Annotated in this window: 10 protein-coding genes, 1 tRNA gene, 2 rRNA genes and 2 pseudogenes (1 of these 15 only partly in view); 13 read left to right on the top strand and 2 right to left on the bottom strand. The window is 56.7% G+C overall.

The annotated features are described in order from the left end of the window. From ACO06O_RS12635 to ACO06O_RS12620, 4 genes and pseudogenes are all read left to right on the top strand, one after another. Window positions 1–2,071: ribosomal RNA gene (locus ACO06O_RS12635) — 23S ribosomal RNA — on the top strand; it begins 668 nt to the left of the window's first position. A gap of 171 nt (window positions 2,072–2,242) precedes the next feature. After that, window positions 2,243–2,358, top strand: a 5S ribosomal RNA gene (gene rrf, locus ACO06O_RS12630). Window positions 2,359–2,398: 40 nt separating this feature from the next. Then, window positions 2,399–2,475, top strand: a tRNA-Met gene (locus ACO06O_RS12625). A gap of 273 nt (window positions 2,476–2,748) precedes the next feature. Then, window positions 2,749–3,114: pseudogene (locus ACO06O_RS12620) on the top strand (IS110 family transposase); the annotation flags it as partial. On the opposite strand, the gene ACO06O_RS12615 reads toward ACO06O_RS12620, so the two are convergent. Then, window positions 3,095–4,306 (bottom strand): cysteine desulfurase family protein, encoded by a 1,212-nt coding sequence (locus ACO06O_RS12615; protein ID WP_421880262.1) that lies wholly within the window; start codon window positions 4,304–4,306, stop codon window positions 3,095–3,097. The pseudogene ACO06O_RS12620 and the gene ACO06O_RS12615 overlap by 20 nt on opposite strands. Before the next feature lie 153 nt (window positions 4,307–4,459). Between ACO06O_RS12615 and ACO06O_RS12610 the strand changes: the two genes are divergently transcribed. The 9 genes from ACO06O_RS12610 to ACO06O_RS12570 all read left to right on the top strand — a co-directional run bounded on the left by ACO06O_RS12610 (window position 4,460) and on the right by ACO06O_RS12570 (window position 25,419). Further along, window positions 4,460–5,416, top strand: a complete 957-nt coding sequence (locus tag ACO06O_RS12610) for a DUF4007 family protein (RefSeq protein ID WP_421880260.1) — start codon at window positions 4,460–4,462, stop codon at window positions 5,414–5,416. Then, entirely contained in the window at window positions 5,416–8,808 is a 3,393-nt protein-coding gene (locus ACO06O_RS12605; RefSeq protein ID WP_421880258.1) for a hypothetical protein, read from the top strand. Before ACO06O_RS12610 ends, ACO06O_RS12605 begins: the two co-directional genes overlap by 1 nt. Beyond that, complete coding sequence (locus ACO06O_RS12600) at window positions 8,801–9,340, top strand: hypothetical protein (RefSeq protein ID WP_421880256.1); 540 nt, start codon at window positions 8,801–8,803, stop codon at window positions 9,338–9,340. The genes ACO06O_RS12605 and ACO06O_RS12600 overlap by 8 nt, the downstream gene beginning before the upstream one ends. Window position 9,341: 1 nt before the next feature. After that, entirely contained in the window at window positions 9,342–9,974 is a 633-nt protein-coding gene (locus tag ACO06O_RS12595; RefSeq protein ID WP_421880254.1) for a class I SAM-dependent methyltransferase, read from the top strand. Between the two features lie 4 nt (window positions 9,975–9,978). Next, on the top strand, window positions 9,979–10,809 hold the full coding sequence (locus ACO06O_RS12590) for a phosphoadenosine phosphosulfate reductase family protein (protein WP_421880252.1): 831 nt from the start codon (window positions 9,979–9,981) through the stop codon (window positions 10,807–10,809). A gap of 76 nt (window positions 10,810–10,885) precedes the next feature. After that, window positions 10,886–12,694, top strand: a complete 1,809-nt coding sequence (locus tag ACO06O_RS12585) for a hypothetical protein (RefSeq protein WP_421880250.1) — start codon at window positions 10,886–10,888, stop codon at window positions 12,692–12,694. Next, window positions 12,694–14,322 (top strand): hypothetical protein, encoded by a 1,629-nt coding sequence (locus tag ACO06O_RS12580; protein ID WP_421880248.1) that lies wholly within the window; start codon window positions 12,694–12,696, stop codon window positions 14,320–14,322. Before ACO06O_RS12585 ends, ACO06O_RS12580 begins: the two co-directional genes overlap by 1 nt. Before the next feature lie 7 nt (window positions 14,323–14,329). After that, the gene (locus tag ACO06O_RS12575) at window positions 14,330–19,717 is read left to right on the top strand and encodes an FtsK/SpoIIIE domain-containing protein (protein WP_421880246.1); all 5,388 of its coding nucleotides are present in this window, start codon (window positions 14,330–14,332) and stop codon (window positions 19,715–19,717) included. Between the two features lie 104 nt (window positions 19,718–19,821). Then, window positions 19,822–25,419 (top strand): sacsin N-terminal ATP-binding-like domain-containing protein, encoded by a 5,598-nt coding sequence (locus tag ACO06O_RS12570; RefSeq protein ID WP_421880244.1) that lies wholly within the window; start codon window positions 19,822–19,824, stop codon window positions 25,417–25,419. 240 nt (window positions 25,420–25,659) lie between these two features. Here ACO06O_RS12570 and ACO06O_RS12565 read toward each other — a convergent pair. Further along, window positions 25,660–25,860, bottom strand: a pseudogene (locus tag ACO06O_RS12565) (integrase core domain-containing protein); the annotation flags it as partial. Window positions 25,861–25,916: the final 56 nt, after the last annotated feature.

Genomic DNA, 25,916 nt, shown 5'->3' with positions numbered 1-25,916 from the left:
TAGCCATGGGCAGGTTGAAGGTGCGGTAACACGCTCTGGAGGACCGAACCCACGTCTGTTGAAAAAGACGGGGATGACCTGTGGTTAGGGGTGAAAGGCCAATCAAACTCGGCAATAGCTGGTTCTCCGCGAAAGCTATTTAGGTAGCGCGTCTGGTCTCACCTTCGGGGGTAGAGCACTGGATGGGGAAGGGGGGCGCGAGCCTTACCGACTCTAACCAAACTCCGAATACCGAAGAGTGCAATCCAGGCAGACAGACGGCGGGTGCTAAGGTCCGTCGTCAAAAGGGAAACAGCCCTGACCGCCAGCTAAGGTCCCCAAGTTACGGCTAAGTGGGAAAGGATGTGAGGAGGCCAAGACAACCAGGACGTTGGCTTAGAAGCAGCCATCGTTTAAAGAAAGCGTAATAGCTCACTGGTCTAAATAAGCCGCCTTGCGCCGAAGATGTACCGGGGCTCAAGCCGTACACCGAAGCTGCGGACTCCTTAATGGAGTGGTAGCGGAGCGTTCCGTAGGTCTGTGAAGGGATACCCGCGAGGGGTCCTGGAGATATCGGAAGTGCGAATGCTGACATGAGTAGCGATAAAGAGTGTGAGAAACACTCTCGCCGAAATCCCAAGGGTTCCTGCGCAAGGCTAATCCGCGCAGGGTGAGCCGGCCCCTAAGGCGAGGCCGAAAGGCGTAGTCGATGGGAACCAGGTTAATATTCCTGGGCCTCTCGGGAGTTGACGGATCGCGGCAATTGTTCGTCCTTATCGGATTGGGCGGGCGATGAAGCGGTCCCTGGAAATAGCCCCGAGAATAGACCGTACCCGAAACCGACACAGGTGGGATGGTAGAGTATACCAAGGCGCTTGAGAGAACCGCGTTGAAGGAACTCGGCAAAATACCCCCGTAACTTCGGGATAAGGGGGCCCTTGCATTGGGCAACCAGTGTGAGGGGGCACGGAAACGAGGGTGGCGACTGTTTACTAAAAACACAGGGCTCTGCGAAGTGGCTAACACGACGTATAGGGTCTGACGCCTGCCCGGTGCCGGAAGGTTAAGAGGAGATGTGAGAGCGTCGAATTGAAGCCCCGGTAAACGGCGGCCGTAACTATAACGGTCCTAAGGTAGCGAAATTCCTTGTCGGGTAAGTTCCGACCTGCACGAATGGCGTAACGACTGCCCTACTGTCTCCAACGCGGACTCAGCGAAATTGAACTCTCCGTGAAGATGCGGAGTTCCCGCGGTCAGACGGAAAGACCCCGTGAACCTTTACTATAGCTTCGCAGTGGCAACAGGACCGTCATGTGTAGGATAGGTGGGAGACGTTGAAACCAGGACGCCAGTCTTGGTGGAGTCATCCTTGAAATACCACCCTTGACGCTCTTGTTGTCTAACCGCGGCCCGTGAAACCGGGCCCGGGACCCTGCGTGGTGGGTAGTTTGACTGGGGCGGTCGCCTCCCAAAGAGTAACGGAGGCGCGCGAAGGTGAGCTCAGAGCGGTCGGAAATCGCTCGACGAGTGCAAGGGCATAAGCTCGCTTGACTGCGACATCGACGGATGGAGCAGAGACGAAAGTCGGTCCTAGTGATCCGGTGGTCCCGCGTGGAAGGGCCATCGCTCAACGGATAAAAGGTACTCCGGGGATAACAGGCTGATACCCCCCAAGAGTCCACATCGACGGGGGTGTTTGGCACCTCGATGTCGGCTCATCTCATCCTGGGGCTGGAGCAGGTCCCAAGGGTATGGCTGTTCGCCATTTAAAGAGGTACGTGAGCTGGGTTTAGAACGTCGTGAGACAGTTCGGTCCCTATCTGCCGTGGGTGTTCGAGACTTGAGAGGATCTGTCCCTAGTACGAGAGGACCGGGATGGACATACCTCTGGTGGAGCGGTTGTCACGCCAGTGGCACTGCCGCGTAGCTATGTATGGACGGGATAACCGCTGAAGGCATCTAAGCGGGAAACCCCCCTCAAAACCAGGTCTCGCCTGAGAGCCGTAGTAGACCACTACGTCGATAGGCCGGGTGTGGAAGCGCAGTAATGCGTGAAGCTTACCGGTACTAATTGCTCGAATGGCTTCCATCTCCCCTTCGCATGACGGTAAATCCCAAACAGGATCTACCCAAACGCTTAGGCGAGTGGGCACCAAACCAAATAGACAATCTCGCGAGAGACGCCGTCCAATCCATCGGATCCGGCTATCACGCAAAACATATCCCAACAGCTTCAATACTTCCTCTTGGTTCCCATCGACGACTTGGTGGCCATAGCGGAGGGCCCAGCACCCGATCCCATCCCGAACTCGGCCGTGAAACCCTCCTGCGCCAATGGTACTTCGGCTTAAGCCGCGGGAGAGTAGGTCGCCGCCAAGTCTTCCATGGGAACCAACACCATGCCAATACCCAACCCCAACGCGGGGTGGAGCAGCCCGGTAGCTCGTCAGGCTCATAACCTGAAGGTCGCAGGTTCAAATCCTGCCCCCGCAACCAACGATATCAAGCCCTTAGCGCTAGAACGCTGAGGGGTTTCTGCGTTCAGGTAAGCTAGGGGTAAACAGACACAATAGCACACCAGCCAAGTGCCTCCTCTCCAATCTCGCCTGAACTGCCTCGGGTTTCTCGGACGCCATTGGGTTTGAGTCATGCGGCTATGACGGGTTGCTCCTGACGTGAAGGTGCGGACGGCCCCCGCCACCGGGGTTGATACGCCATACTGCGGTTGTCTATTGCCGCAATGAGGGGGAGCCGTGCCGGCAACAGGGTATTGCGATCGGATTGGATATCGTGAAGTACGTGTTTTGAGTTCACGGCGTCGGTGACGCTGGCACTGTGGTTGTTCGACGGAAACTGGGCCGATCGTAGGTAACAACGTTCTTTCCAGGCTTGCCCTTTTGTTTCGTCGGTATGGAAGCCTGTGCCAACTCACATCATTGGGCACGAACGCTGATGGATCTCGGGCATTAGGTTCGTCTCATGCCGCCCTTCTACGTTTAGCCCTCTGTGAAGTAGCAGAAGAACGATGCTGCTGACGCGGAAGCGATCTGCGAAGTGGTGAAGCGCGCGAGGATGGGCTTCGTTCCCGTGAAGTCGGAAGAGCAGCAGTCGGTGCTCATGCGTCACCGGAGTCGGTAGCTTGTGCCGGCTCTCGCAGATCAGCTCGCGATAACCGACTAAGAGCATCGTCAATGAGTGCTACTGCATCGTCGACATTTTCGTTGGTTGTTTCTCGGCCGAGGCTAAAACGGATCGATGAGTTTGCTTGATCTGTCGTCAGGCCGATTTTCCGCAGAACATGCGAAGGTTCTGGTATGCCTGACGTACACGCCGAGCCGGAGGATGCCGCAAGTCCGGGTTGAAGAACCCGAAGGATGTCGTCTGCCTCAAATCCGTCAAATCGCAAATTGGCATTTCCAGGGTGTCGACGGGAAACATCCGGGCCATTCAGTTGGACCTGCCATGGAAGGACTTGGACGCGCTCGATGAACTTTGCTGTTAGTTGTCTGAGCTCTTCACGTTCAGATTGGCAGTGATCTAAATTTAACAAGCGTACTGCTTCTGCCATCCCAACACAAAGCGGGACCGGAACTGTGCCTGAGCGCAAGTTGCCTTGCTGACCGCCCCCATAGATAAGCGGCTCGATATGAGTCTGCAAATCACGCCGTACATATAGCGCGCCAATGCCTTTTGGACCGTAAATCTTGTGAGCCGAAAGGCTAAGAAGATCCACTAGAGTGGTCATAGTGCTCATATCAATTGCGCAGGGCGCTTGAGCGCCATCGCAATGCAAAAACGCGCCAGATGCTCGTACAAGCTCAGAAATGGCAGCAATATCCTGAATTGTACCGATTTCGTTGTTTACCAAAGCAATAGAGACCAGCAAAACGCCTTCAGAAAGTTCCCGTTCGAGCGCCGTAAGGTCAATGAAACCCTGCGCATCTACCGGCAGGTACTGCACCTCGTAGCCGAGTGGTTCGCTCAGGACCCGGCTCGCCGCGAGGATGCATTTATGCTCAGTTGCGGCGACGAGAATACGACGGCGTCTGCCGCCAGCGGCGCGGCGCCCGAGGCCGAGAAGGGCTAGATTGTTTGCTTCCGTGGCACCGGACGTGAAGATGATTTCGTCGCTATCCGCGCCAATCAAATCGCCAATTGTCGCGGCCGCCGCTTCCACCGACTGCGATGATTCCCACCCAAACACATGATCTGCAGAATGTGGATTTCCGAACGCCTCCGCGAAAAACGGCGACATTTTCGCAAACACGCGAGAATCGACAGGTGTCGTTGCCTGATGGTCGAGATAGATTGTCTGTCCAATTTTCATTATTTTACAATCATATAGACTTCGTTTCGGTGGATCTGCCGCGCGCCTGACTGAGGTTTGCGCTCAGGATGATCCCTCCAGCTTAGTTGACCCTAGCACAGAGGTTCGCCTACAGTCGACCTGGAGGGTTCATCCAGTAGGCCGGGGAGTACGATGGCGCGCGGTCCGTTATTTCAAGACAGCTATAGCCCGCAGTTTTCCGGGCACGAGACTTTTCCGCTGCGCTATGGGTGGCTGAAGAAGGCCTATGACCGCGTCGCTGAGACCGAGGGCATGCCAGAGAATCGAGCGGCATGTTGGGATGATGAGGCGATCGCTCGGTTCGGAGTCGGCAAGAACATGGTCGCGTCGATGCGTCATTGGGCGAAGGCGGCGGGAATTATTGAAGAGCCAACGGTAAATAGTGCGCGCACGACCGGGCTTGGCCGATTTCTTTTTGGTTCCAAGGGGGTTGATCCCTTCATGGAGCATCCCGCAAGCCTTTGGCTTGTCCATTGGCAATTAGCCGGCCAAGCCGAAAAGACCACATGGTTCTGGGCTTTCAGCCATTACCCCGCAGTTACATTCGAGCGCGAGAGCTTCATGAAGAAGCTCGACCGCCTCGCGAAGGATCGGAATTGGTCACGCGTGGCGCAGGCAACGCTCAAGAACGACGTAGCCTGTTTCATCCGCACTTACGTCTCGCGGCCGCCGTCGGGCAAGGTCGGTCACGACGATGCGTTGGAATCGCCCCTCACGGAACTCGGTTTGATCAAAGCCATCGGAAAAAAGGACGGCTTTCGCTTTGTGCGCGGTGCAAAGTCGAGCTTGGGCGACGGTGTGTTTGCCTATGCCCTGCTCGATTTCTGGTCTCGCTATTCGGGCGCCGCAACCCTGTCCTTCGAGGCGATCGCTCATGCGCCTGGGAGCCCGGGTCGCACGTTTCTCTTTGACGAAAACGACGTTGCAGATCGGCTGGTCGGCCTCGAAGATGTGACGAATGGAGCCTTGCGATGGTCTGAGGCCGCTGGGCTGAAGCAGGTCGTGCGCAACGCCGAGATCGACGCTGACACCGCGTTGGCGTTGCTAGCGGGAGACTATGAAGAACGGGGTGAGAGGGAAGCTGCCTGATGGCCCTGAATGAGCATGTTTACATCGCGCGACGATTTCTGAGGTCCATCCGGATCGACTCCGAGTTGGGGGATGCAGCGGCGCTTGAGGGCTTTGTCTGTCCGCAATCTTCGGCTGTTATTCTTTCGACAATGGCGCGGCATGTGTCAGAGACAGGCCAAGGCGCCTTCACTTGGACGGGGCCTTACGGCAGCGGCAAGTCGAGCTTGGTCGTCGCCTTGAGCGCGCTGCTCAATGGCAATCCATCCCTCCAAAAACAAGCTGCAAAGGTCTTTGGCAAGACATTGACCAAAGAGATCCGCAGAGCTCTTCCCACTGGCACTAAAGGATGGCGTATCCTTCCGGTTGTCGCCCGTCGTGACAACCCGGTGACGGTGATCGGAGAAGCCGTTGCGCGAGCGGGCCTCGTATCGAGGCGTCCGCGTGGCGGTTGGACTGAAAGCAATCTAATTGCCGCTTTGACGGAGGCAGCAGCCGAAGCACCCCGCTCGCACGGTGGCTTGCTTCTGGTCGTCGACGAGATGGGCAAGTTCCTCGAAGGCGCAGCGCAGGATGGTTCGGACATCTATATCTTGCAGCAACTGGCCGAGGCCGCTTCGCGCAGCAAGGGACGATTTCTGATTGTCGGCGTGCTCCATCAAGCCTTCGATGAGTATGCGCATAGGCTGTCGCATGAATTGCGCGATGAGTGGGCTAAGATACAGGGCCGCTTCGTCGATCTTGTGGTTGATACCGCTGGCGAGGAGCAAATCGATCTCATCTCACGAGCCATCGAAAGCGATCATCGACCGAAACGGTCGGGAGCAAGAGCTAAGACGGTGGCAGCTCAAGCCCGGCGGGCACGCGCTGGCGATGCGGAACGCCTCTCTGGGATGTTGGAGGATTGCTGGCCCCTACATCCGGTTGTCGCCTGTCTTCTGGGGCCTATTTCCCGGCGTCGTTTTGGTCAGAACCAAAGGAGCATTTTTGGCTTCCTGAATTCATCGGAGCCATTCGGCTTTCAGGATTTTCTGCGCCAGGCCGATGATGACGAAATCTACGGACCTGAGCGGTTATGGGATTACCTGCGAACCAATCTGGAGCCGTCGATTCTTGCTTCTCCGGATGGCCATCGTTGGGCTCTTGCCGCTGAGGCACTTGAACGTTGTGAGGCGATTGGAGGGGATGAGCGCCACATCAAGCTTCTAAAGACGATCGGAGTTGTTGATCTATTCAAGGAACGATCGGGCCTGGTCGCCAACTCGGAACTGCTTGGCGCATGTTTTCCTGAGATCCCAGCCGAGTCGCTTGCAAAAACACTGGAGGACCTCGACCGCTGGTCGTTTACGATCTTCAAGAAATTTCTTGATGCGCGAGCAATTTTCGCTGGCAGCGACTTCGATATTGAACGCGCGGTCCGCACCGCCTTGGATGAGATCGACGAGATCGATTTTAGCGAGCTGAAGGCGCTCGCTGGTCTTCAGCCAATACTGGCCAAACGCCACTATCACGAAACTGGTGCGCTGCGGTGGTTCGACGTCAACATTGTTCCAGTGAGCGGCGTGGTCGCCTTTGCCGCAGAGGCCAGTCCAGTGAACGGCGCCATTGGCCAATTCTTGCTGGCCATTCCGACGGAGGGCGAAGACGAAGGTCTGGCGGAGGAGCTTTGCCGTAAGGCTGCGCACCACAGCGATGAATGGGACTTCGTTGTCGGCATTTCCAAGCGGTCTTGGGCGGTGGTTCCGCTGGCTCGTGAGTTATTCGCTCTCGAAAGCGTCAGCAACGATCATCCAGAACTTCAAGGTGATGCGGTCGCAAGGCGTGAGGTTTCTGCTCGGCTGGCCTCTTTGCAGGCACTTCTCGAGACCGAGCTTCATAAGGCCTTCGACAATGCGTTGTGGTTCCGGAAAAACTTCCCGCCAAAACACTTGCGCCAAGCCGATTTGAATAGCATCGCATCTGAGCTGGCCGACACTCGGTTTAAGAAATCCCCGCGCCTGCACAACGAATTGCTTAATCGACAGAAGCCGTCGAGCAATGCCATCGCGGCACAAAACAACCTTCTTCGACGAATGGTTCTGAACGAAGGCGAACGCCGGCTTGGAATCGAAGGTTTTCCTGCCGAGGGTGGCCTGTTTGCATCGGTTCTGGAATCGACTGGTCTTTACGCTCAGGACGAGGACGTCTGGCGGTTTGTGGTGCCGCTGGAAAAGGCCGCTGATCCCTGTCGGTTGGGTCCAATCTGGAAGATGGCGACTGACTACGTCCGACAGCATGCCAGGCGCACCGTGGCGATTTCTGAACTGTTCGACGAATGGCGCAAACCACCGTTTGGGGTGAAGGACGGGCTTATGCCGATCCTTGCCGTAGCCTTCATTATGTCCCAGCGCGACCGGCTCGCCGTTTATCGCGACGGGATCTTCCGATCCAGGTTCCACGACGTGGACGTCGAGCTGCTGGCCAAGGATCCAGGTTTCATTCAACTGCGTTGGATGGATCTGTCAGATGCCTCGCGCCGCCTTCTCTCGGGGATGGCGGAGGTTGTGCGGGGCCTGGATGCTTCCAATGATCTCGTTCATCTTGCTCCCATCGATGTCGGGCGTGGGCTCGTCGCGATCTATGATCGGCTGCCGCAATGGACAGCGCGCACTATGCGTTTGTCGACAAACGCGATGAACATTCGGGATCTGTTCAAGCGCGCTCATGATCCCAACCAGTTTCTTTTCGATGACATTCCCGGAACTCTCGGAGAGGACGTAACGCTCGGCAACGAAGACGACCTTCGACGCATCATCGGGAGCGTTCGCGATGGCTTGGGGGAGTTGGCTGCTGCATACCCGTCCATGCTTCAGCGTCTGCGTGATCTGATGCTCGCGGAACTACAGGTCCCGAACGTGTCACCCCAATCACTGGCTGAGTTGCGGGAGCGCGCGGAGAACATTCGCCAGTTGGCGGGCGATTTTCGACTTGATGCCTTTGTGGGTCGGTTAGCCCAGTTCGATGGCAGTGAGGAGAGCTTCGAAGGGATCGCCAGCCTCGCCGCTAACAAGCCACCTCGGGATTGGGTGGACCCCGACCTGGACCGGGCGACGGTGGAACTCGCGGAACTCGCTCAGAAGTTCCTGCGTGCTGAAACCTATGCAAGAGTCAAAGGCAGGCCCGACAAACGACATGCGATGGCGGTCGTCGTCGGTATCGATGGCCGCCCCACGCCGATTTTGGAGGAGTTCCAAGTCGTAGAGACTGATCGAGCAGAGATTGACGTGCTAATCGCACAAGTCAGGGACGTGCTCGAAAAATCGCAGTTTAAGCAGCGCAATGTCATCCTTGCTGCTCTGGCCGAATTGACATCGAGCTATATCCAGGCCTCAGCCAAGACCGGCACAAATGCGAGGCTGGTCCAAAATGACTGACCCAAAGTCTCGCGAGGAGCTCTGCTACGTCCAGAATTTCGAGCAGTTTCGGAATCTAAATGCGCAGATGAACCACATTCCCGCGCTTGCAATGACGCTCACGGGAGGTCTTTGGTTTGGTGCTGGCGCAACTGAGAATCTTGATATCGAGCTTCGGTTCGCCCTCCTCATGTTGGCTGGGTTCAGCAATCTGGCATTGATCCTGATCGTCTATCGCATTCGTGACGTTCTGGAGAGTTACCTGGAGCGCATCAAGACCTTTCATCCGCCGAGCTTCGCGGGGGGGACTCCCAAAAATCCGCGGCTGCCTTGGCTTGGCAGCTACAGCATGATTACGATTTTTTGCGTGCTCATGCTGTTGGCCGCCATGTTTTCATTCATTGGCGCATTCTGGAAATACTGGCCCTTTGAGATTTGCGTTTGGTGGGGCATTGCCTCGCTCGTTCTTCTGTTGCTCGGTTTGTATCTTCTTATCTTTCGGCAAAACTCGGCGAAAGATCAAACGAACACGGCTGGGGATGAGAGTGCTTAGCGTGGCTTCCGACAGCACTGAGAACGGAACCGATCAATACTATCGAGATCATGCGCTCGCCTACGCAGAGTCCACGCTTGGTGTGGACATGTCGGAGATCTACGGCCGCTTTCTTGGCTATCTGCCAAGGTCCGCAAAGATCCTCGACGCGGGCAGCGGTTCGGGGCGCGATACTCTAGCATTCAAGAATCTTGGATACGATGTCGATGCGTTCGATGCGTCACCGGCACTTTGCGCATTTTCGACGCAACTGACGGAAGTGCCAGCGCGGGTTCAAACGTTCCAGGATTTTGAATCTGAGCCCTTCTATGACGGAATTTGGGCTTGCTCCTCTCTACTCCATGTGCAGGCGGACGAGCTGGCCGATGCAGTTTGTCGACTGGTTCATGCGCTCAAGCCAGAAGGGGCGCTCTACATGTCTTTCAAGCATGGCTCAGGCGAACGGCATTCGGCAGACGGACGCTTTTATCTCGATTTGGATGAGGATCGTTTGCGCGCCGTGGTGAACGACGTTGCCGATGCACATCTGTCTGAGATCTGGGTTTCGCATGGCGAAGGTAGCCGAAGAGGTCGAGATGCATGGCTGAATGCCATTTTGGTAAGGAATCCGGGGGCAAACAGTAACCGTGACTAGATCCGTGTCAGAAAAGCATGTTCTTGGATTGTCTGGTGGGCGCGATAGCGCCGCACTTGCTGTGTATATGCGGCAGCACCATCCTGAGCTTCAAATCGAATATTTCTTCACTGATACCGGTAAAGAGCTTCCAGAGGTCTACGAATATCTTGGTCGGCTCGAAGGTTTTTTGGGGCAGCCGATCCGGCGTCTGAACCCCGATCGGAATTTCGACTTTTGGCTGAAGCAGTACAATGATTTTTTACCGTCGCCACAAACCCGCTGGTGCACACGCCAACTCAAGCTGCGGCCTTTCGAGCAATGGCTTCGGCCGATGTTGGATGACGGCGCAACAGTCTACAGCTATGTAGCGATCCGGAGCGATGAAGAGTATAGGGAAGGTTACGCCTCTAAGCACGATAGGCTGATTGTTCAACTCCCATTCAAACATGCAGGCATAGACAAGGCGGGTGTCATCGACATCCTCGACGGCGCTGGCCTTGGGCTACCCGACTATTATTCCTGGCGAACTCGGAGTGGCTGCACCTTTTGCTTCTTCCAACAAAAGATAGAATGGGTCCGGTTGAAAGAACAACATCCAGAAGCATTCAAGGAAGCGAAGGCTTACGAGAAAGATGCGGTCGCACACGGTTCCCCCTTCACGTGGAGCCAAGGTGAATCGCTCGATGATTTAGAGCGTCCGGAGCGTGTCGCGCAAATCAAGTCTGACCATGAGAAGAGAGTTGAACGGTTGCGTTCCAAAGTTCAGGCTAATCCTATGAGAGCTGACAAGGAGCCCATTGATATTGATGATCTCTACGGGAAGGCGAAAATGTGCTTAGCTTGCCACAAATGAAGGAGTCTTACTAAAGTGGGGCCAATTCATTTTTTCTGACGGCGGTAGATTGCACCGAAGTTGCGTGGGGGGGAGGATGGCACAGAACGAACTAGTCAATTTCCTTGCGGCCTACGGCCCTACCTCAGATGGGAACAATATGTACGACGAGTTCGTCGTTGTTGCAGCGGCGAAAGCCGGTGTTGATCCCATCGCCATTCCTGAGACGCGCTCTGACGAGATTCTCAAAGACCTGACTGCGGAGCAGCCTCGCTCGGTCATCCTCACCGGCACAGCCGGCGACGGCAAAACCTACACCGCACGTAAAGTCCTCGAGGCGTTGTCGGGCAATGCCGCGACCTGGGGGAATACTCAGGAAACACTTGAGTGGGTCGATGCCAAGGCTGAACGGCGCGTTGTCTTCGTCAAGGACCTCAGCGAACTGGAGCCGGCGAGCAAGGGAGCGATCATCGCTCGCATGGTGACTGCCTTCTCAGATCCGGCTTCGACCGAGCATTTTGTGCTTTGTGTGAACGATGGTCACCTGCTGCGTACGTGGGAAGAGCACATCAAGGGTGATCCTCAGGGCGAACGGATACTTGCAACCTTTCGGAAGCTCTTGAGGGACGATCAGGAGACACCGCCTGACGGTCTGGCCTTTCGGCTCATCAATATGTCCCGCACTTCGCATGCGGCTACGATTGATGCGATCATCGAGCAGGTCTGCAATCATCCTGGCTGGAACGGCTGTGCGGAGGGATGTTCGAGCCAAACTGCCGGCACCTGTCCAATTTTAATCAATCGAGACGTCCTGTTGAAGCGGGAGAGCGCCAGTTTGCGGAACCGCCTTCGTGCTCTCGTCGAGATAGCGGCGGCTGATGAAAGGCATCTCTCGATCCGTCAGATTATCATTCTGATCGTCAACGCGCTCTTGGGCGATTCCAAGAACCCTTATCAGACACCGTTAATGAATTGTGCTCGCGCGGAACAGCGCGCAGCAGCTGAAGAATACCAATATACCAATCCCTACAATAACGTATTCGGAGAGAACCATCCCGTTTCTCGCCGTCTGCAGCACTCGGCGTTTGCGGCCCTTTCCGAGTTCGGCATCGGATTCGAAACGAACAACTTCTTTGATGATCAGCTACTCGATGTCGATCACAACGCCATGCCAATCGACCACCCGCAGTATGGCGCGGCCAGCTATCAGCAGTTGCGAGCTAACTATCGTGAGAACCCCAGCGCCCATATCCGAGACTTACGCAATGCGCTCACGGCACAGCGCCGGCGCTTGTTCTTCGAGTGGCCCGACCCAAGCAGTGATGTAAGAGAGAAAAGTCCTTGGCAGCTCACGGTCCACAGCTATGGGGACCTCTATCTCAACCTACTGAGGTTGGAAAGTGGCCGCGACGGCGACCTATTTTCACTCACACGACCGAAAATTGTCAAAGGCCTAAACCGTGCGCTGACGGGATCGCTCACCGAGACTGCGGATCGGCTTTGGTTGACGCAACCATCGGGGGTCTACAAGGGTGCCGACATCCCGATACTCGTTGCCAACCCGATAGGTTGGAAGAGCAAGCCCTATTGTCTGAACCTTGAGGCGCCGAACCATCCCGGACGTCCGCCGAGCTTAGAACTTATTGCGGCGTATCCGGCTAGACGGGTGCTCACGAAATTGCCTCTGACGCCGACGCTCTTCGAATATCTCATGCGCGTCCATGACGGTGCCCTACCCATGAGCTTCTCAAACCAATGTTTCCAGGATGTCAGGAGCTTTCAGATTCGGTGTGTCGGCGCAATTCTCCATAATGAGGGAGAAGACACCCTTGATTTCAAAGCGGTCGATACCAGCGGAGAGTCTCTTGGCGAGCGTGTCATAGGTTCGTTGGGGGAAGAAGTCTGATGCTCGAATCCATTGTGCAGGACACTCCCTCGCTCAAATCGAATCTTGGAGAGGACGGAAAAGGTGCCGACACCCTGATGTGGGTGCAGGAAGCCATTTTCGGGCATCGGTTCGTTGAAGAGCAGTTGCCATATATCTTGGTTCTCGAAGTCCTCGCCATCTGCCGCGCGCTTCAATTAGGAGACAATGGGCGGCGCTATGAAGAAACCAGGATCTTCAATCATCCAGTAGCAGCCTCGGACGAGCATGAGAACGTTACCATTCCCATCGTGAAGTCAGTTGCTCTGAGGTATATTCTCTTCAAGGATCGCTCGCTCGACATCGTCGCGAACGACCCGCAGCTATCGCCAGAGGAGCGCCTCGGGGCCTGGATTGCAGCCTTGAACAAGGGCTTTGCCAACGAGGTCAGGTCGGGCAGTCCGTTGAACTTCGAGTTCCTGCGCGCCCGATTTGGCAACCGCTTCGACGATGCGCGCCAAGCGGTGAAGATTCTGCAGGGTCTCGAGGTCGATGTCCTCAACAACCGGCGCTACACATCGCGGTTTCTTGCGCCGCGCGGTGCCAATCTCATTCTGAACGACGTTGACCAGAAATTTGTTGCCGACCGGATGTTTTTTGGCCGTGGCGGCGAGATGGTCTACCTGATGCTTAGCCGGTCGTCCCTTGCAAAGGAACTGGCTCCCGTGATCGCAGAGCAGTTCTTGGCCAGCAGGGATCCGATCGATCGGATCGCGGCGAAGTTTGTTCCGGACGCACCCGATCGCACGGCGGGCGGCTCCATCGGTTATCTTCCCAAACGCGAACACGCCGCCTACGAGCGGATGGCCGAAGACTGGCATGCGATTCTGACACTGAAGGAACTTCCCCCGCCACAAAAGTTTGAGCCGCTGTTTCGCATGACAGCGCTCAATCTGATGCGCTATTTCGCTGAGCGCGCGCAGGTTGTTGCGGGCAACAGTGTCGTCGATCCCTTACCGCTCGACATGCTTGGAGGTCGAGATGCCAACCTCCGCGACGTCTCCAAGGCATTTTTGCGTCGTCACCGTCAGGTCATCGAAGACGCTGTTGAAAGCTATATCCGCGGAAAGATCGAACCGACACCGGCCTGGGAAGCGGCACTGAAACAACCGGACAATGCGATGCAGTCGACCCAATCACTTGAGGTCATTCAGCGTACGTTCGACGCGCATCGGTGGAGCTCAAAGTCCGAAAGCATTCGGCGGCCGGAGGCATGGTTAGCGGCGTTTATTCATGACGCGAAGCGCCGCAGCCGGAACAACATCTCCACGATGATAACGCCGCTTGGAACCAATTCGGGGTTTGTGGTTGCTCGGCGCGGCGCCGGGACGTGGTTTGCGTCTTCCGATGATTTTCTCGAGGCATTGGTGCTTGCCGTCGTCAAGCGGCCGATCACAATCTCGGATTTCCTTCAGAAATTATACGAGCGGTACGGAATCGTCGTCGGGCCAGAAGAATCGCGCAGAGCGTTCTCGGTTCCACCCTGCGATATCTCCTCGTTTGAGGAAAATATCAGAGCCTTTGAGCGCCGGCTGACCGGTTTGGGCTACGTCAAACGCCTTTCCGACGACTGCGCCTTTGTCTCCAACGTCTATCTTGGGTCCGAGTAGGTCGACAATGAACACCACCAGGACGATAAACAAAGTCGACTTAGATCCGATCGGCGAGCGTGCGGACCTTGTCGGTCGGGTCGTTTGGGGAATGGTCCATCAAGAAGCTGATCGCAAAGCGGGACGGGTGCTGCTTCAATTGGTCGGCATGCGGCCAGAGCACCTTCTTGGTGTTGCCTCAAACTTTGTTGAGATTGAAGGCAAGTCCGTCAAGCTTGCGATCTCGACTGACATTGATGGCGATCTGACAAACCGACTTGAAGACCGCTTCAAGACCACGAAGCCAGCCGTACATTTCCGGCATCTCGATGAAGCCGAGGTGATCCTTTTTGCAGTTTCGGACAGTCAGCGAGACACGGTCGGATCGAGTTTGGGACAGGTCACTCGGCTTGATCGCAACGCCATTCAAGACAAGAGCGAACTTTGGCTCGATGCCATCCTCGATACCCTCGGGGCGGCCTTGAAAGGCGAAGAGCAACGTTCGTGGATTCGCGCGTTGCTCATCGGCCTTGATCAGTCCGGTATCACGAAAGAGCTCGATCAGTTCGCGGAATTTGTGCGCCGGTTCGTGGCTCTGAGCGAACATACACTCCCTAACCGGCTGCGGTTGTCTGCTCCCGCTCTCAGGCTTCCCAAGGCCTGCTTTGGCCCAATTCCGGCTCAAGGACAGGATCAGAGGAAGTTGGTTCAGGATTTCAGGAGCATGTTCCGAACGGCTGATCGCGACCTTTCTGGTGTGCCTTACCTGCTGGACAACAAGGAATCGCGGCTCGATGTGGATCCTGTTCTCACCTATCTCACAACCAATCGACCGAGTTTCAAATCTGGGGAGATCAAGGCAGCCGAGGCGATCGAGGCACTGATTGCCGACCGCAAGAACCTCCGGCACGGAGAGTGGCGAAAAAGCCAGGAGCAGTTTTGCGAGGCCGTCGAATGGAACGACTTTGGCAAGTCTGTTTTCGCCATCAAGGCACGTAAGAAGGCGCCAACTCTAAGTCAGCGGACACGCGATTTCATAAGAGACGAGTATCCTGACCGACTTGATGAAGCGACAGCGACTTATCTCGACGAGCTTGAGGCTGGTACGAACTCCCCCGAACAGGACCAAGACTTCTTCGCGAGGTGGCAGGACCCGATCCGTACGATCAAGGACAAGAAACTCTACGAGTCCTGGCGACGCCACTTATTCACTGATGAAGTGAAAGAAGCTGGCCTACTGTCTTTGATGGTAAAAGGTATTCGTTCGCTACTCATCAAGAATGCGTCTGACGATGGTGTTATCGCATCGAATGCCATCATCACCATTAAGATCAAAAACGCTGAAAGGACATCGGCGTGGGCTGACCTGAATCCTCGGCTAGTAAATCTACTTCAGCTGGAAGGGCGACTGATCGAGAAATCGCTCGGCCAACATGTTCGGTTTGAGTTCGGCAAGTGGCTCGAGGCCAAGGGCGAAAACACCGGACAGAGTGTGCCAGCAAATCAAATCGAGTTCGAACTGCGGTTGGAAATAGATGGTGAGGTAAGCCCGACACAGGTTCGGATGTTCTGGCAACCAGGACATCAAAGCATGGCGCTTAGCTGGCCAGAAGACATCGCCGAGATCAAGAAGGGCGCGGCTGGTGGATGCGCACGCTACGTGGCCGCTCCGTTCGATCTCAAGCAAGGAGGTGCGGTCGGTGGGATGCCAGCATCCTTGCGCGACACCTCCAGCTTCATTGACGTCGCTGGCACCGAAAAAGGTCGGATGGCCAATCCGACCGAGTACGGGGTCGATGACGATGTGTTCGCGATCATAGCGGACCGGCTCAACCGCGCCGTTGACGCACGCACTATCGATGCGAGTGCGCGTGACGTCGTGGGCGACGCTCTTGAAGAGTTCCGCAATGCCTATTCCGAGGCTCTTCTGCACCTGCACGACGATCCGTCAACGCTCTATGGGACCGATCTCATCGAAGCCCAAGCGAGCGCGTTTGGACGACTTTGTGACGTGGCGCGCGCAAAGCTCGCACATACTAATTCGGTTCGCGAAACCCTTTTGCGCCCAATCGTTGAATTCGCGATCCTGCCTGCGAGCAATGGACTAGCAGCAATCATTCCTGCGTGGCATCCGCTTCGGCTTCTCGAACGGAAGGCCAAGGCACAGGATCTTGCCCTTTTTGTTGATCTGGCCATTCGAAACGAAAACACTTCAGTGGATGGGTTGGAGCGGGCCGCGGATGAACAACAAGGCATCTTTGGACAGTGGTTTTTCCCAAAGATCGTCTCGATGGGACTTGCTCCCTTCGTGACCGTCGAGGATTGCGGCGGGTACAGCCTCGCGGTTCCGGTCGACTCCAGGCTTTCGAGCGAACAGAAACTTGAGTCTACGGCGGAGATTGCGTGCAAACAATTTATGAACGCATCGGACCGCTTTATTGAGCTTAACCCTCACGAGGAGGGAAACTTCTCAACGGCACTTTACAATGCCGATGCGGTCAGCCTCGCTGGTCTAGTGGCCAAAGAGCTCGAGAAACGCATGAGCCAAAAGAGCTATCTCCGTGCTAGCCTGCTTATCACGCATGACAGTCCGGAGCGCCTTAGGGACGTTTATGCCAAGCAGAACACACGTTTAAGCGGAAGTAATCTGGACGAGGTCACGGAGGGATTTCTTTCACGCCTGCGGGTGGGAGTCGGCAAGGGTGAGACAGTCGAGGTTGGGCGCCGTAGCAATATAGACGTCGTCTATCTTCACGATGCTTATTACAAGCACGCAACGATGGCTTGGGAGTTTATTGAGGGCACCTCCGAGACGTTACCTGAAGCGATCGACTTTCGTAACGCCGCGCTGCCCCGCAGGCGGACGGACTCCGACGCCTTTGGCAATCTCGCAACACAAGCGATTGAGGTTTACATGATGGCGTCGCGACCGCCGCGTGCGGCCGCGCAATTCACGGACCTCTGCTATGTCGCGGCAAACGATACGCGGGTAATCCCAGACGAGTCTCGGATCGTTCCGATCCAGCGTATTAACTGGGACAACCAAAACATTTCCCGGACAATCCGCCGCGCCCACGAATTGGGGGAGTGGGTTATCAGCGTAGATACGATGTCGAGCCGGCAGATGTTGGCATCGAACGGGATCAAGGTCATCCGTGACGTACAATTGCCAGATGCTGATATGCGCGTGCTGGTATCGTCACGAGAACCCAGTCCAAATCTCGTACGGCACTTGAGACTAGATTTCGAGTCCATGCAGGATCAATACTTGAGCCAAAATGCAGCGCCCTTGGCGCAGACTTCCATCGCAACGGTAGTTGAGGTTTGCGGTCAAAAGATCCTGTCGTCGGCGAAGTCGAGAACGACTGCACGCGAGATCATGGGCCTTGCCGCGGCCACCAGCATCATCAACCTCGAAAAGGCTGTGAGGGACGTTCGCCCAGTGTGGTTCTCACTGGACGATAACCAGGCGTTCTTCGGGCTGAAGGGCCGGATGGCGGATACTCTGGCAGTGGCGATACGCAAGGAAGGCGGCAGGTTCGTTGTCGCAATGACCGTTGTGGAGGCAAAATGCGTCGGGCAAGCGTCAGAGACGATCGAAGCGAAGTCAAGCCGCGACCAGGTTGCCTCAACCCTTGCGACGATTGAGGCCAATTTTGTCACGCAAAAGGACATCATGGCCAAGCGGGCTTGGGGGCGGCAGCTGCTTTTTTTGATGTCGCTTCGGCCAGACTACATTCACTTCTTCGTGGACAACCCGGAGTTGGAAGAGTTCCGGCAAGCTATTGCCGATGGAGAGGTCGACTATTCGGTTGATGGGCGCTCGGTCGTTGTCGTCCATGATGACGTGTCCATGCCGGAGGAAATAAGAGTCCGCGCCTCGGAGAAGAATGACGCCGTTGTGCAGTACACGATCAAGCAGCGAAGCTTCTCTCAACTCATGCAGCATCTCGAAGATCCCACGACGGCTCCGGTACCGCAGTTGCCGTCGATGCCGGCGGGTCACGCCTCATCTTTGCCCGCGCAGCGTGAGGTGGTTTCCGCTCCACCTCCCAAATCCGACGAAGGGACTGACGAAAGATCATCGGCCTGTGACCGGACGGCTGCGCCCGAATCCGAAAACCCATCTGCAGTGGATGTTGCGACGGGGTCGAAAGTCTCTGAAGCGGACGAAACAGCGCAGGTAATTCAGGAGATCGAGCGCAATAAGGCTCTACCTGATGAACTCGAAGATGTTCTTCGGGAAATCGCGACACGGAAAGGTTATGGCGACCAAGTAGAAGCCGAGGCAGAGTTCGCAGATGCCACCGCAGTCAATCTTCAGGCAGCGCTCACCGATTTTGGAATGACAGCACGGTTTTCAGAGCCACGCACGATTTCGACGCCCAACGGCGTCCTGGTGGGTTTCGCCGGCCATAACACCCTGACCGTATCAAAGCTCAATCAAAAGCTGCTGGAGCTTAAGACAACGCATGGCCTTGACGTCACCGACATCCGAACGGGGCTCGGGCGCATTTCGCTTTTTGTGGCGGCGCAAAAGCGAAGAGTAGTTGATCTGGCTCGGGTCTGGCTCGAAACGGAGTGGCCGAGCTCGGCGCCTCAGGAAACGTCCAGCTTTCTTTTGGGGTTGCGTGAGGACACCGGCGAACCACTTTGGCTGAATCTGCGCGGTGCGTTCGGCGGCAATGAAGAACATGCGCCACATACACTGATCGCTGGGGAGACTGGCAGCGGAAAAGGTGTGCTGACGCAGAACCTGCTGCTGCAGATGATCGCTCTGAACGCCCCGGAAAGCCTTAAACTGTACCTGATAGATCCTAAAATGGGCGTTGATTTCCCATGGATCAGCGATGCCCCACATATGGCTCATGAGATCATCACCGACCAGGATGAAGCCGAACAGGTTCTCAACACGATCGTCGCCGAAATGGATCGACGGTATGAGCTGATCAAGGCAAAACGTGTTCCCAAAATATCTGAGTATAACGATATTGTACCGCCACAGGATCGCCTGCCGTACATCTTCGTCATTCATGACGAGATGGCCGATTGGATGGCAAGTTCTGACGAGTACCGGAGAGTCATCCAAAGCACGATGACCCGTCTTGCTTCCAAAGCGCGTGCCTGTGGAATTCACGTAGTTATGATCACGCAGCGGGCCGCTCAAGACGCCATACCGCCCGGCATTCGAGACAATCTGGGAAATCGCTTGATTTTGAAGGTTGCCAGCGAGGCAGGATCGAACCTCGCGCTCGGTATGCGTGGTGCGGAACGGCTGCTCGGTAAAGGGCACCTAGCTGCCAGGCTCGCCGGCGACAAACCGGCAGGGGAGGAGTTTTTCGTGGTGCAGGTGCCATTTGGTTCAACGGAAGAACTCGCGCGCTACGCGGAAGCCATCATAAGAGAATATCGGTAGGGGTACGTGTCTTTTGAAAGAGCGCTCCGTGAATTGGAGCATCGACAGGGGGCTCTCCCAGCGCTTTTTGTCGGAAATGATGATGGTCTTCGCACTGTTAGGAAATGCGGCGGACGAAACAACAGAACCAGACGGTTAAGGCATTGCATCGCGAGCAAAATAATCTTGCGCAATATCATGAACGCACGGACACCCTCTTCAATAAAGATGGTGCCGATGGCGATGCCACTGATGCCAAAGCCTACATTGAAAAAATTTGCAAACGAAAGATACGGAGCTTTTGCGGAACGATCGACGAGGAAGGAGCCTATCTCGATAAGATCTATGCCGGCAATGTCAGCCTGGCGCAGAGCGTAACGGCCGACTACCACGGCCGCTTTCTCATCGAGCTCATCCAGAACGCGTACGACGCTCACCCGCATGGAACTGGCGATGGTGAGGTCGAAGTTCTTTTCGACCTCGATGCCGGCGAGCACGGCATCCTTTATGTCGCCAATCGCGGTTCGCCTTTCTCAAGCAAGAACGTCGATGCGCTCTTCGATATGGGCTTGTCCAGCAAGCCGCCAGGCGAGTCGATTGGCAACAAGGGCCTCGGATTCCGTAGCGTTCTGCATATCACCGATAAGCCTTTGATCTTTTCGCAGGCATCGCCCGTTGGCGAGAAGCCGCAGTTCGACGGATTCTGCTTTGGCTTTGCCGAACCGGAAGATTTCGACCTGTTGATAAGCAACCCGCTGCACCGCGCCCTTGCGGCCAAGGATATGCCGCTACTTCATATCCCGTGCTGGCAGGCGGATCAATCGGAGCGTGTTCAGAGCTACGCCCGCCGCGCCTTTGCGACTGTGATAGCCGTCTCGCTGCGAGACAAGACGGCACGCCAAGCCGTTCTCAAAGAAATCCAGTCGCTTCGTCAGCAATCGGTTCCCGTCCTGCTCTTTCTAGTCCGTCTCAGCAGGCTGACCGTTTCCGTCGTACCTGATAACGACTCCCGCTCTTTCTCCCTGTTTCGCGAAGAACGGGATGTTACCGGCAGGCCCGGCGCGACGATTGTCGATCTCAAGGCGTCTGGCACATTTCTTGTTGCCAGAAAGCTGATCGCCGAAGCCGCGATGAAGGAAGCCATCGCAGATGGCGTTGAGCAAAAGCAGCTCCACTCGCATTGGCTGGACTGGGAAGGCGACGGTGAGGTTGCGCTCGCGGTCCGTCTTGACTCACAGGTCGCAAGTACGCGCCTCTATGCCTTCCTGCCTCTAGGGGAGCAGGCTGTAGCGCCGTTTCTGGGCTATATGCATGGCACCTTCTTCCCCAGTTCAAATCGCAAGACACTTGATGCGGAAATCGCCCTCAATGCCTTGCACGTAAGGGAAGCGGTAGGGCTTGGCGCTGAAACCGTAATTTGGCTCTCCGGCCTTGCCGACCGGGGTGGCTCTTGCGACATCACCCCCGGCAAGGCCGCGCTCGCGGCGGCAGACCTCCTCGTCTGGGAGGATGTCTCCAGCCTGGAGGCCACCCCGTCCCTCGATCTTGCTTCGATGATAGCCGGCGCCATTGGAACCGCGGCGGGCGCCGAGGGCCTCGACGACGCCCGCATCGTTCCCTGCCTTGGCTCCATCGCCGATAGCGAGACGATCGTTTGGCGCACTCCCGCAAGAGCACGGTTGTGGGATTACAATCTGGCCACCTTCCCGGCCGAGATCGCGGCTGCTCATCACGCGCAAACCGGCCTCGTCCCCCTCTGGCCGGGACTAGGCGCGCGGCTGAAGCGGATTGATCAGTTCCTGGCAGAGCAATGCGCGGATTATGTCAGTGCGCCGACCCCGCAGGAGCGGGCGGTGCTCGCCGCAGCCATTGCGGCTACGCTTGCAGCTAACAATCGGACCCCCATCCAGAAATGGACTTCCTTCTACCAGGACCTCATCGAGCTGATGGGCAAGTCCACTATGGCTCTGGAAGGTCAGGAAATCTTGCTTTGCTCTGACGGCAAGCTGCACCGGACGATGACCTCAGCGCCCGCTCAGGAAGGCGGCACGCCAAGGAAGCGGCGGCGGAAGGCTGAAGGGCATGGTTATGTGTTTCCCCCGCCGAGCTCAAAAGTCGATGCGCCGGACAGCGATGATGATCTGATGCCACCGGCGGAACTGAAGAACGAATTCGCGTTCTTGTCAGACAGGCTCGATTGGCATGGAGCATTGGGCAGCGTTCGGTCGTACTTTGAAAACGCCAAGCTTGTCTCCCCCTTCGATCGCGACACCGTCCTTAGTCAGCTCTCACAGCTCCTGCGCCAGGACGCTCGCAAAGGTGCCCGTGTCGCCGGGTTGCGATGGGCATTTCAGGTATGGCGCCGGGCACGGCTGACCGGCCGCCCCATCAAGTTGCGGCCGCAGCACCGCTTCTTCGTGCCGACGGGTTCAGGCGACTTCATAGATGCGGCCGAGGCAGTATTTTCGGAGAGCTGGCCAAAAGAAACGCTCGGCCAGCAGCTACAGAAATTGCTGGATAGCGCGCCGGCAGATGTATCCGATTTTGTGGAACTTAAGAGCCGCAGGATCGCACCGCCATCCCATCGCGCTTTCAACAGGGGTAACGTTCGCGACTGGGTGGAGTTTCTGACAGAACTCAGGGTTCAGAAGGGGCTACACCCGGTTAAGAAAACGCCCCCGAGGTATGTTCGCGCTTCTGATCTCCGGTCGTTTCGGTTTTGCGATCAGCTAGGTATCGGTCCGCCGGCTAAAGCACTGTGGAAGGCCGACACTGAAGAACAGGACGCGAATGCGCTGAATTTCCCGACGAGCACTGACTATACGATCACCGGTGACCTTTGGTGGTGGCCCGGACAAGGGGATCATGAGCGCTTCAGCGATGATTGCCGGGAACTCTATGCAGGCGCGATTGTCGAATGGTTTAGGCAGTCTCATGTTATCGAATGGTCAGTAGAGGTCAGCCATCGGTACAACTACCATTCCGATACGCGCGGATGGCCGACACCGTTCTCTGCCTTCTTGCGAATGGCCCCGTGGGTGCCTGCTGACGAACCGACCAACGAAGGCTCGCGCCGCGTCCATGTAACCGGTGCGCAGCTTTGGATTTCTGCCGAGACGAGCAACGAGCGGTTTCCCACGTATCTTCGTCGCCCGGCACCGAGCGTCGCCCGGTTGCTTGAGGGCGCTGCCTACCAGTGCATCCAGGAACTTAAGGAAAGAGCAGAACTCCGCATCCTGAATGATGCCGGCAATCTCATTGAACAAACAGAATTCCTGGCCGGGCAATATGAAGCCGAAGGCTTCGACAGGTACTTTGAGCGACACTTCATAAATCTGTACCACCGCACATGGCAGCTCATCGGCCAGCGCTATGGCGGTTCTCAGCAAAGCGCCATTTCCGCTCCGAACCGGCTTCTGGTCAGGCGCGGGGAGGAAACGATCGTCATAGATATGGATGAGGATCACCCAGACGCGGACGATCCAATCTACATACGTGACAATGAAGAAGATGAAACCGCTGCGAGCTTGATCGAAACCGCCGGTCTGCGTTTGTTCGATCCGCGCGGTGGCAACCTGACTCGCATAGGCAGGACACTCCAGAACATCTTCGGCGATTCCGTGCGGCTCTTGTCCGAAGCGCGCTACTCGGCTGTGGTCGACGGGCAGCCGATCGGTGCTGGCGATATGTCGCCGATCGTAGACAGATGCCCTTGGCTGAGACCGATTCTGGCTGTCTCCATGGAAGCTCTCCGAGGAACTGAGCTCCAGCGCTTGCCATCCGACCGATCCGCTATCATTGCGAGGCTGGAACGCATTCTCTTTCAAGTTGCCGCCACCCTCGAATTTGTTATCGACGGCCGGCGCGTGACGAGGGACGATGAAAGCAAACGCGCGTTCGCTTTCAAGACGCTGGGCGGAGCGCCGCTTGTCGTCGTCCGCGCGAGCGGTCCTCTTGACTGGGATACTGTCGATGCGTGCCTGGGAGCTCTCTGCGAAGCCATCGAGCAGCCGGCGCTTGAGCCGCATCTGCGCATACTGGTTATGACCTTAAGGGCACGGTCGGTGGGAGTCGCAGAAGCGCCGCCGGCCGACATGGATTTGCAGCGCCTGTGCGCCGCACTTCGCTTGCGGGAGAGCGCCGCAAGCGCCGTGCGCGATACTCTTGGCACCAGACTCGAACGCCATCTACCATGGCTTCGCGCACTTGTTCATCTTGGCGGCGGCGTCGAAGCACTGGCGGCCTTTCGGTCCGTTGAAGCCCAGGCGATCCAGGAACCTGACCAGCTTCGTTCCGTCCTTAGTCCATCATTGCAACAGCACGACCTGGAAGCAGACTTCGTGCTCGAAGTCTGCAAGGGCGCCCTCACGACAGGCGAATTGCGGGACCGGCTGGGACTGGACTTCGAGGCGTTCAACCGCAGCCTGCTCGCGGCAGGCGAGAGCCCCGACACCTATCCGGAACTCCATGGCAGCCTGCTGACCAACTATATCCACGACAACGAAATCGAGATCGTTGATGCGCTGCGCGCCGCCTTCTATCCGGTGATCAAGAAAGGCGAGGTAGCAGAGGAATATGCGCAGTTGAGGGAGGAAGTCCGGTCGCTGCCTCCTGATCCTGCCTGGGAACTCCGCTATCATGAGGTTCCCCGCGACGTCATGGCAGAGTGGGTGGATCAATGGCTTGCCCAGCATGAAGCCAGCCGAAAGGGCAAGAAGCCGAACCTGGTGCCGCTTGACACGCTAAGGTGTGCCAATGCCGATGCGGTTCGTAAATTCACCAGGGCGGCGGGGCCGGTTATCAGGGCGTGGTGCCTGAAGCACGAAGTCATGCGCCCGGCTTTGTGGGACGAGGTCGACAAATGGGTGGATTCGCTCCGCGTTCGGCTCGATGAAGCTGGAGTCTTCGATTGCCTGAAGCTGGGCGAAACACTGCTATTCTTCTGGTGCCAGACCCTAGGTGTGTGGCCGGAGGGAATGCTTGCCACGCTTGATCGCGGGCAATTGGAACTCAGCGACGACGATCTCGATGCCGAACGCAGTCGCGAAAAGGAAGAGGCGGACGCCAGGAAACGTGAGGCGCGATCGGTACCGTTCAACGGTCGAAGCGTAGACCCTGAGACCGCGGACTGGTCCGCAATCGCATCCGAGCTCGCCGAGAAACTCCCGAAGAGTGTGCTGGAAAGTCCCGTGGGATCGCCGGCCGATCTGGTGCCGCGTGCTCAGCCTAAGGCAAGAGACCGTAAAAACCAGCCGGGCAGCAAGGCTCCGCCAGCTGGCCGGAGAGCGCCGTCTGACAAGACCGACATGATCGGCAAACTGGGCGAGCTTGTCGTCTATAACTGGCTGAAGAACAGACTACCCAAGCAGAATATTGATGCCGCCTGGGTTTCCGAGAATTCGGAGCCCTTCACCGGGCGCAAAGGTGATGATGGCCTCGGTTACGATTTCACTGTCAGCTTCCGAAGCCAGGCGTTGCTCATAGAGGTCAAGGCCAGCCTCGGTGATCCTCGTATGTTCGAGATCGGCGAAAGCGAAGTCAGGACGGCTAAGGCGGCCGCTCGACCTAGAAGCGGGCAGCGGTACGCTATCGCCTATGTGAGCAATGTTGGCGAACCGTCTCTTACGCGCGTGGAGATGCTGCCCAACCCGATGAGTGAAGAAGGGGAAACCCTGCTGCGCATCCTTGGAGAGGGCGTAAGGTACGGCTTTCGCAGAAGCTGAAGGAGGCTTGCTTCTCAGACGAGCTGACGTTCGAGCTTGAGTTTTCGATTTTTGCCAGCCCGGCATCACCTTCCAAGAAACTTGACGTGAGACCCGATACTGCTCTGTTCAGAGGGGGTGTCCTTTGGTCGATTGAGCGGCTCCCCGTTTTTTGGACCAACCGGCTGAGTGATTTTCTGGGTTATGATCTTGCCCCCGACACTGGACCACCGAGACTGAGAAAATCCCGGCTCTATGGCCTCAGGGCAGGCATGCCTGCCCTGAGGCTCGGGCAAGCTCCATCGGGGCTTTGTGACCGATGGCGCTGTGCGGCCGAACTTCGTTGTAGTCTCTACGCCAAGTCTCCAGTTTCTCCCGCGCGTCATCAAGGCTCATGAACCAGTACGTGTTCAGACACTCCGCTCGGAAGCTGCCGTTGAAGCTTTCGATGTATGCGTCGTCCACTCGGATCGTCCTCGGATTGCCGGATGCCCCAATTCCTGAGGAGAAGAGGCCAT

The organism is Pacificispira sp. (genome assembly GCF_965228185.1).
Taxonomy (GTDB): domain Bacteria; phylum Pseudomonadota; class Alphaproteobacteria; order UBA8366; family Aestuariispiraceae; genus Pacificispira.
This window is presented reverse-complemented; position numbering and strand designations above follow the sequence as displayed.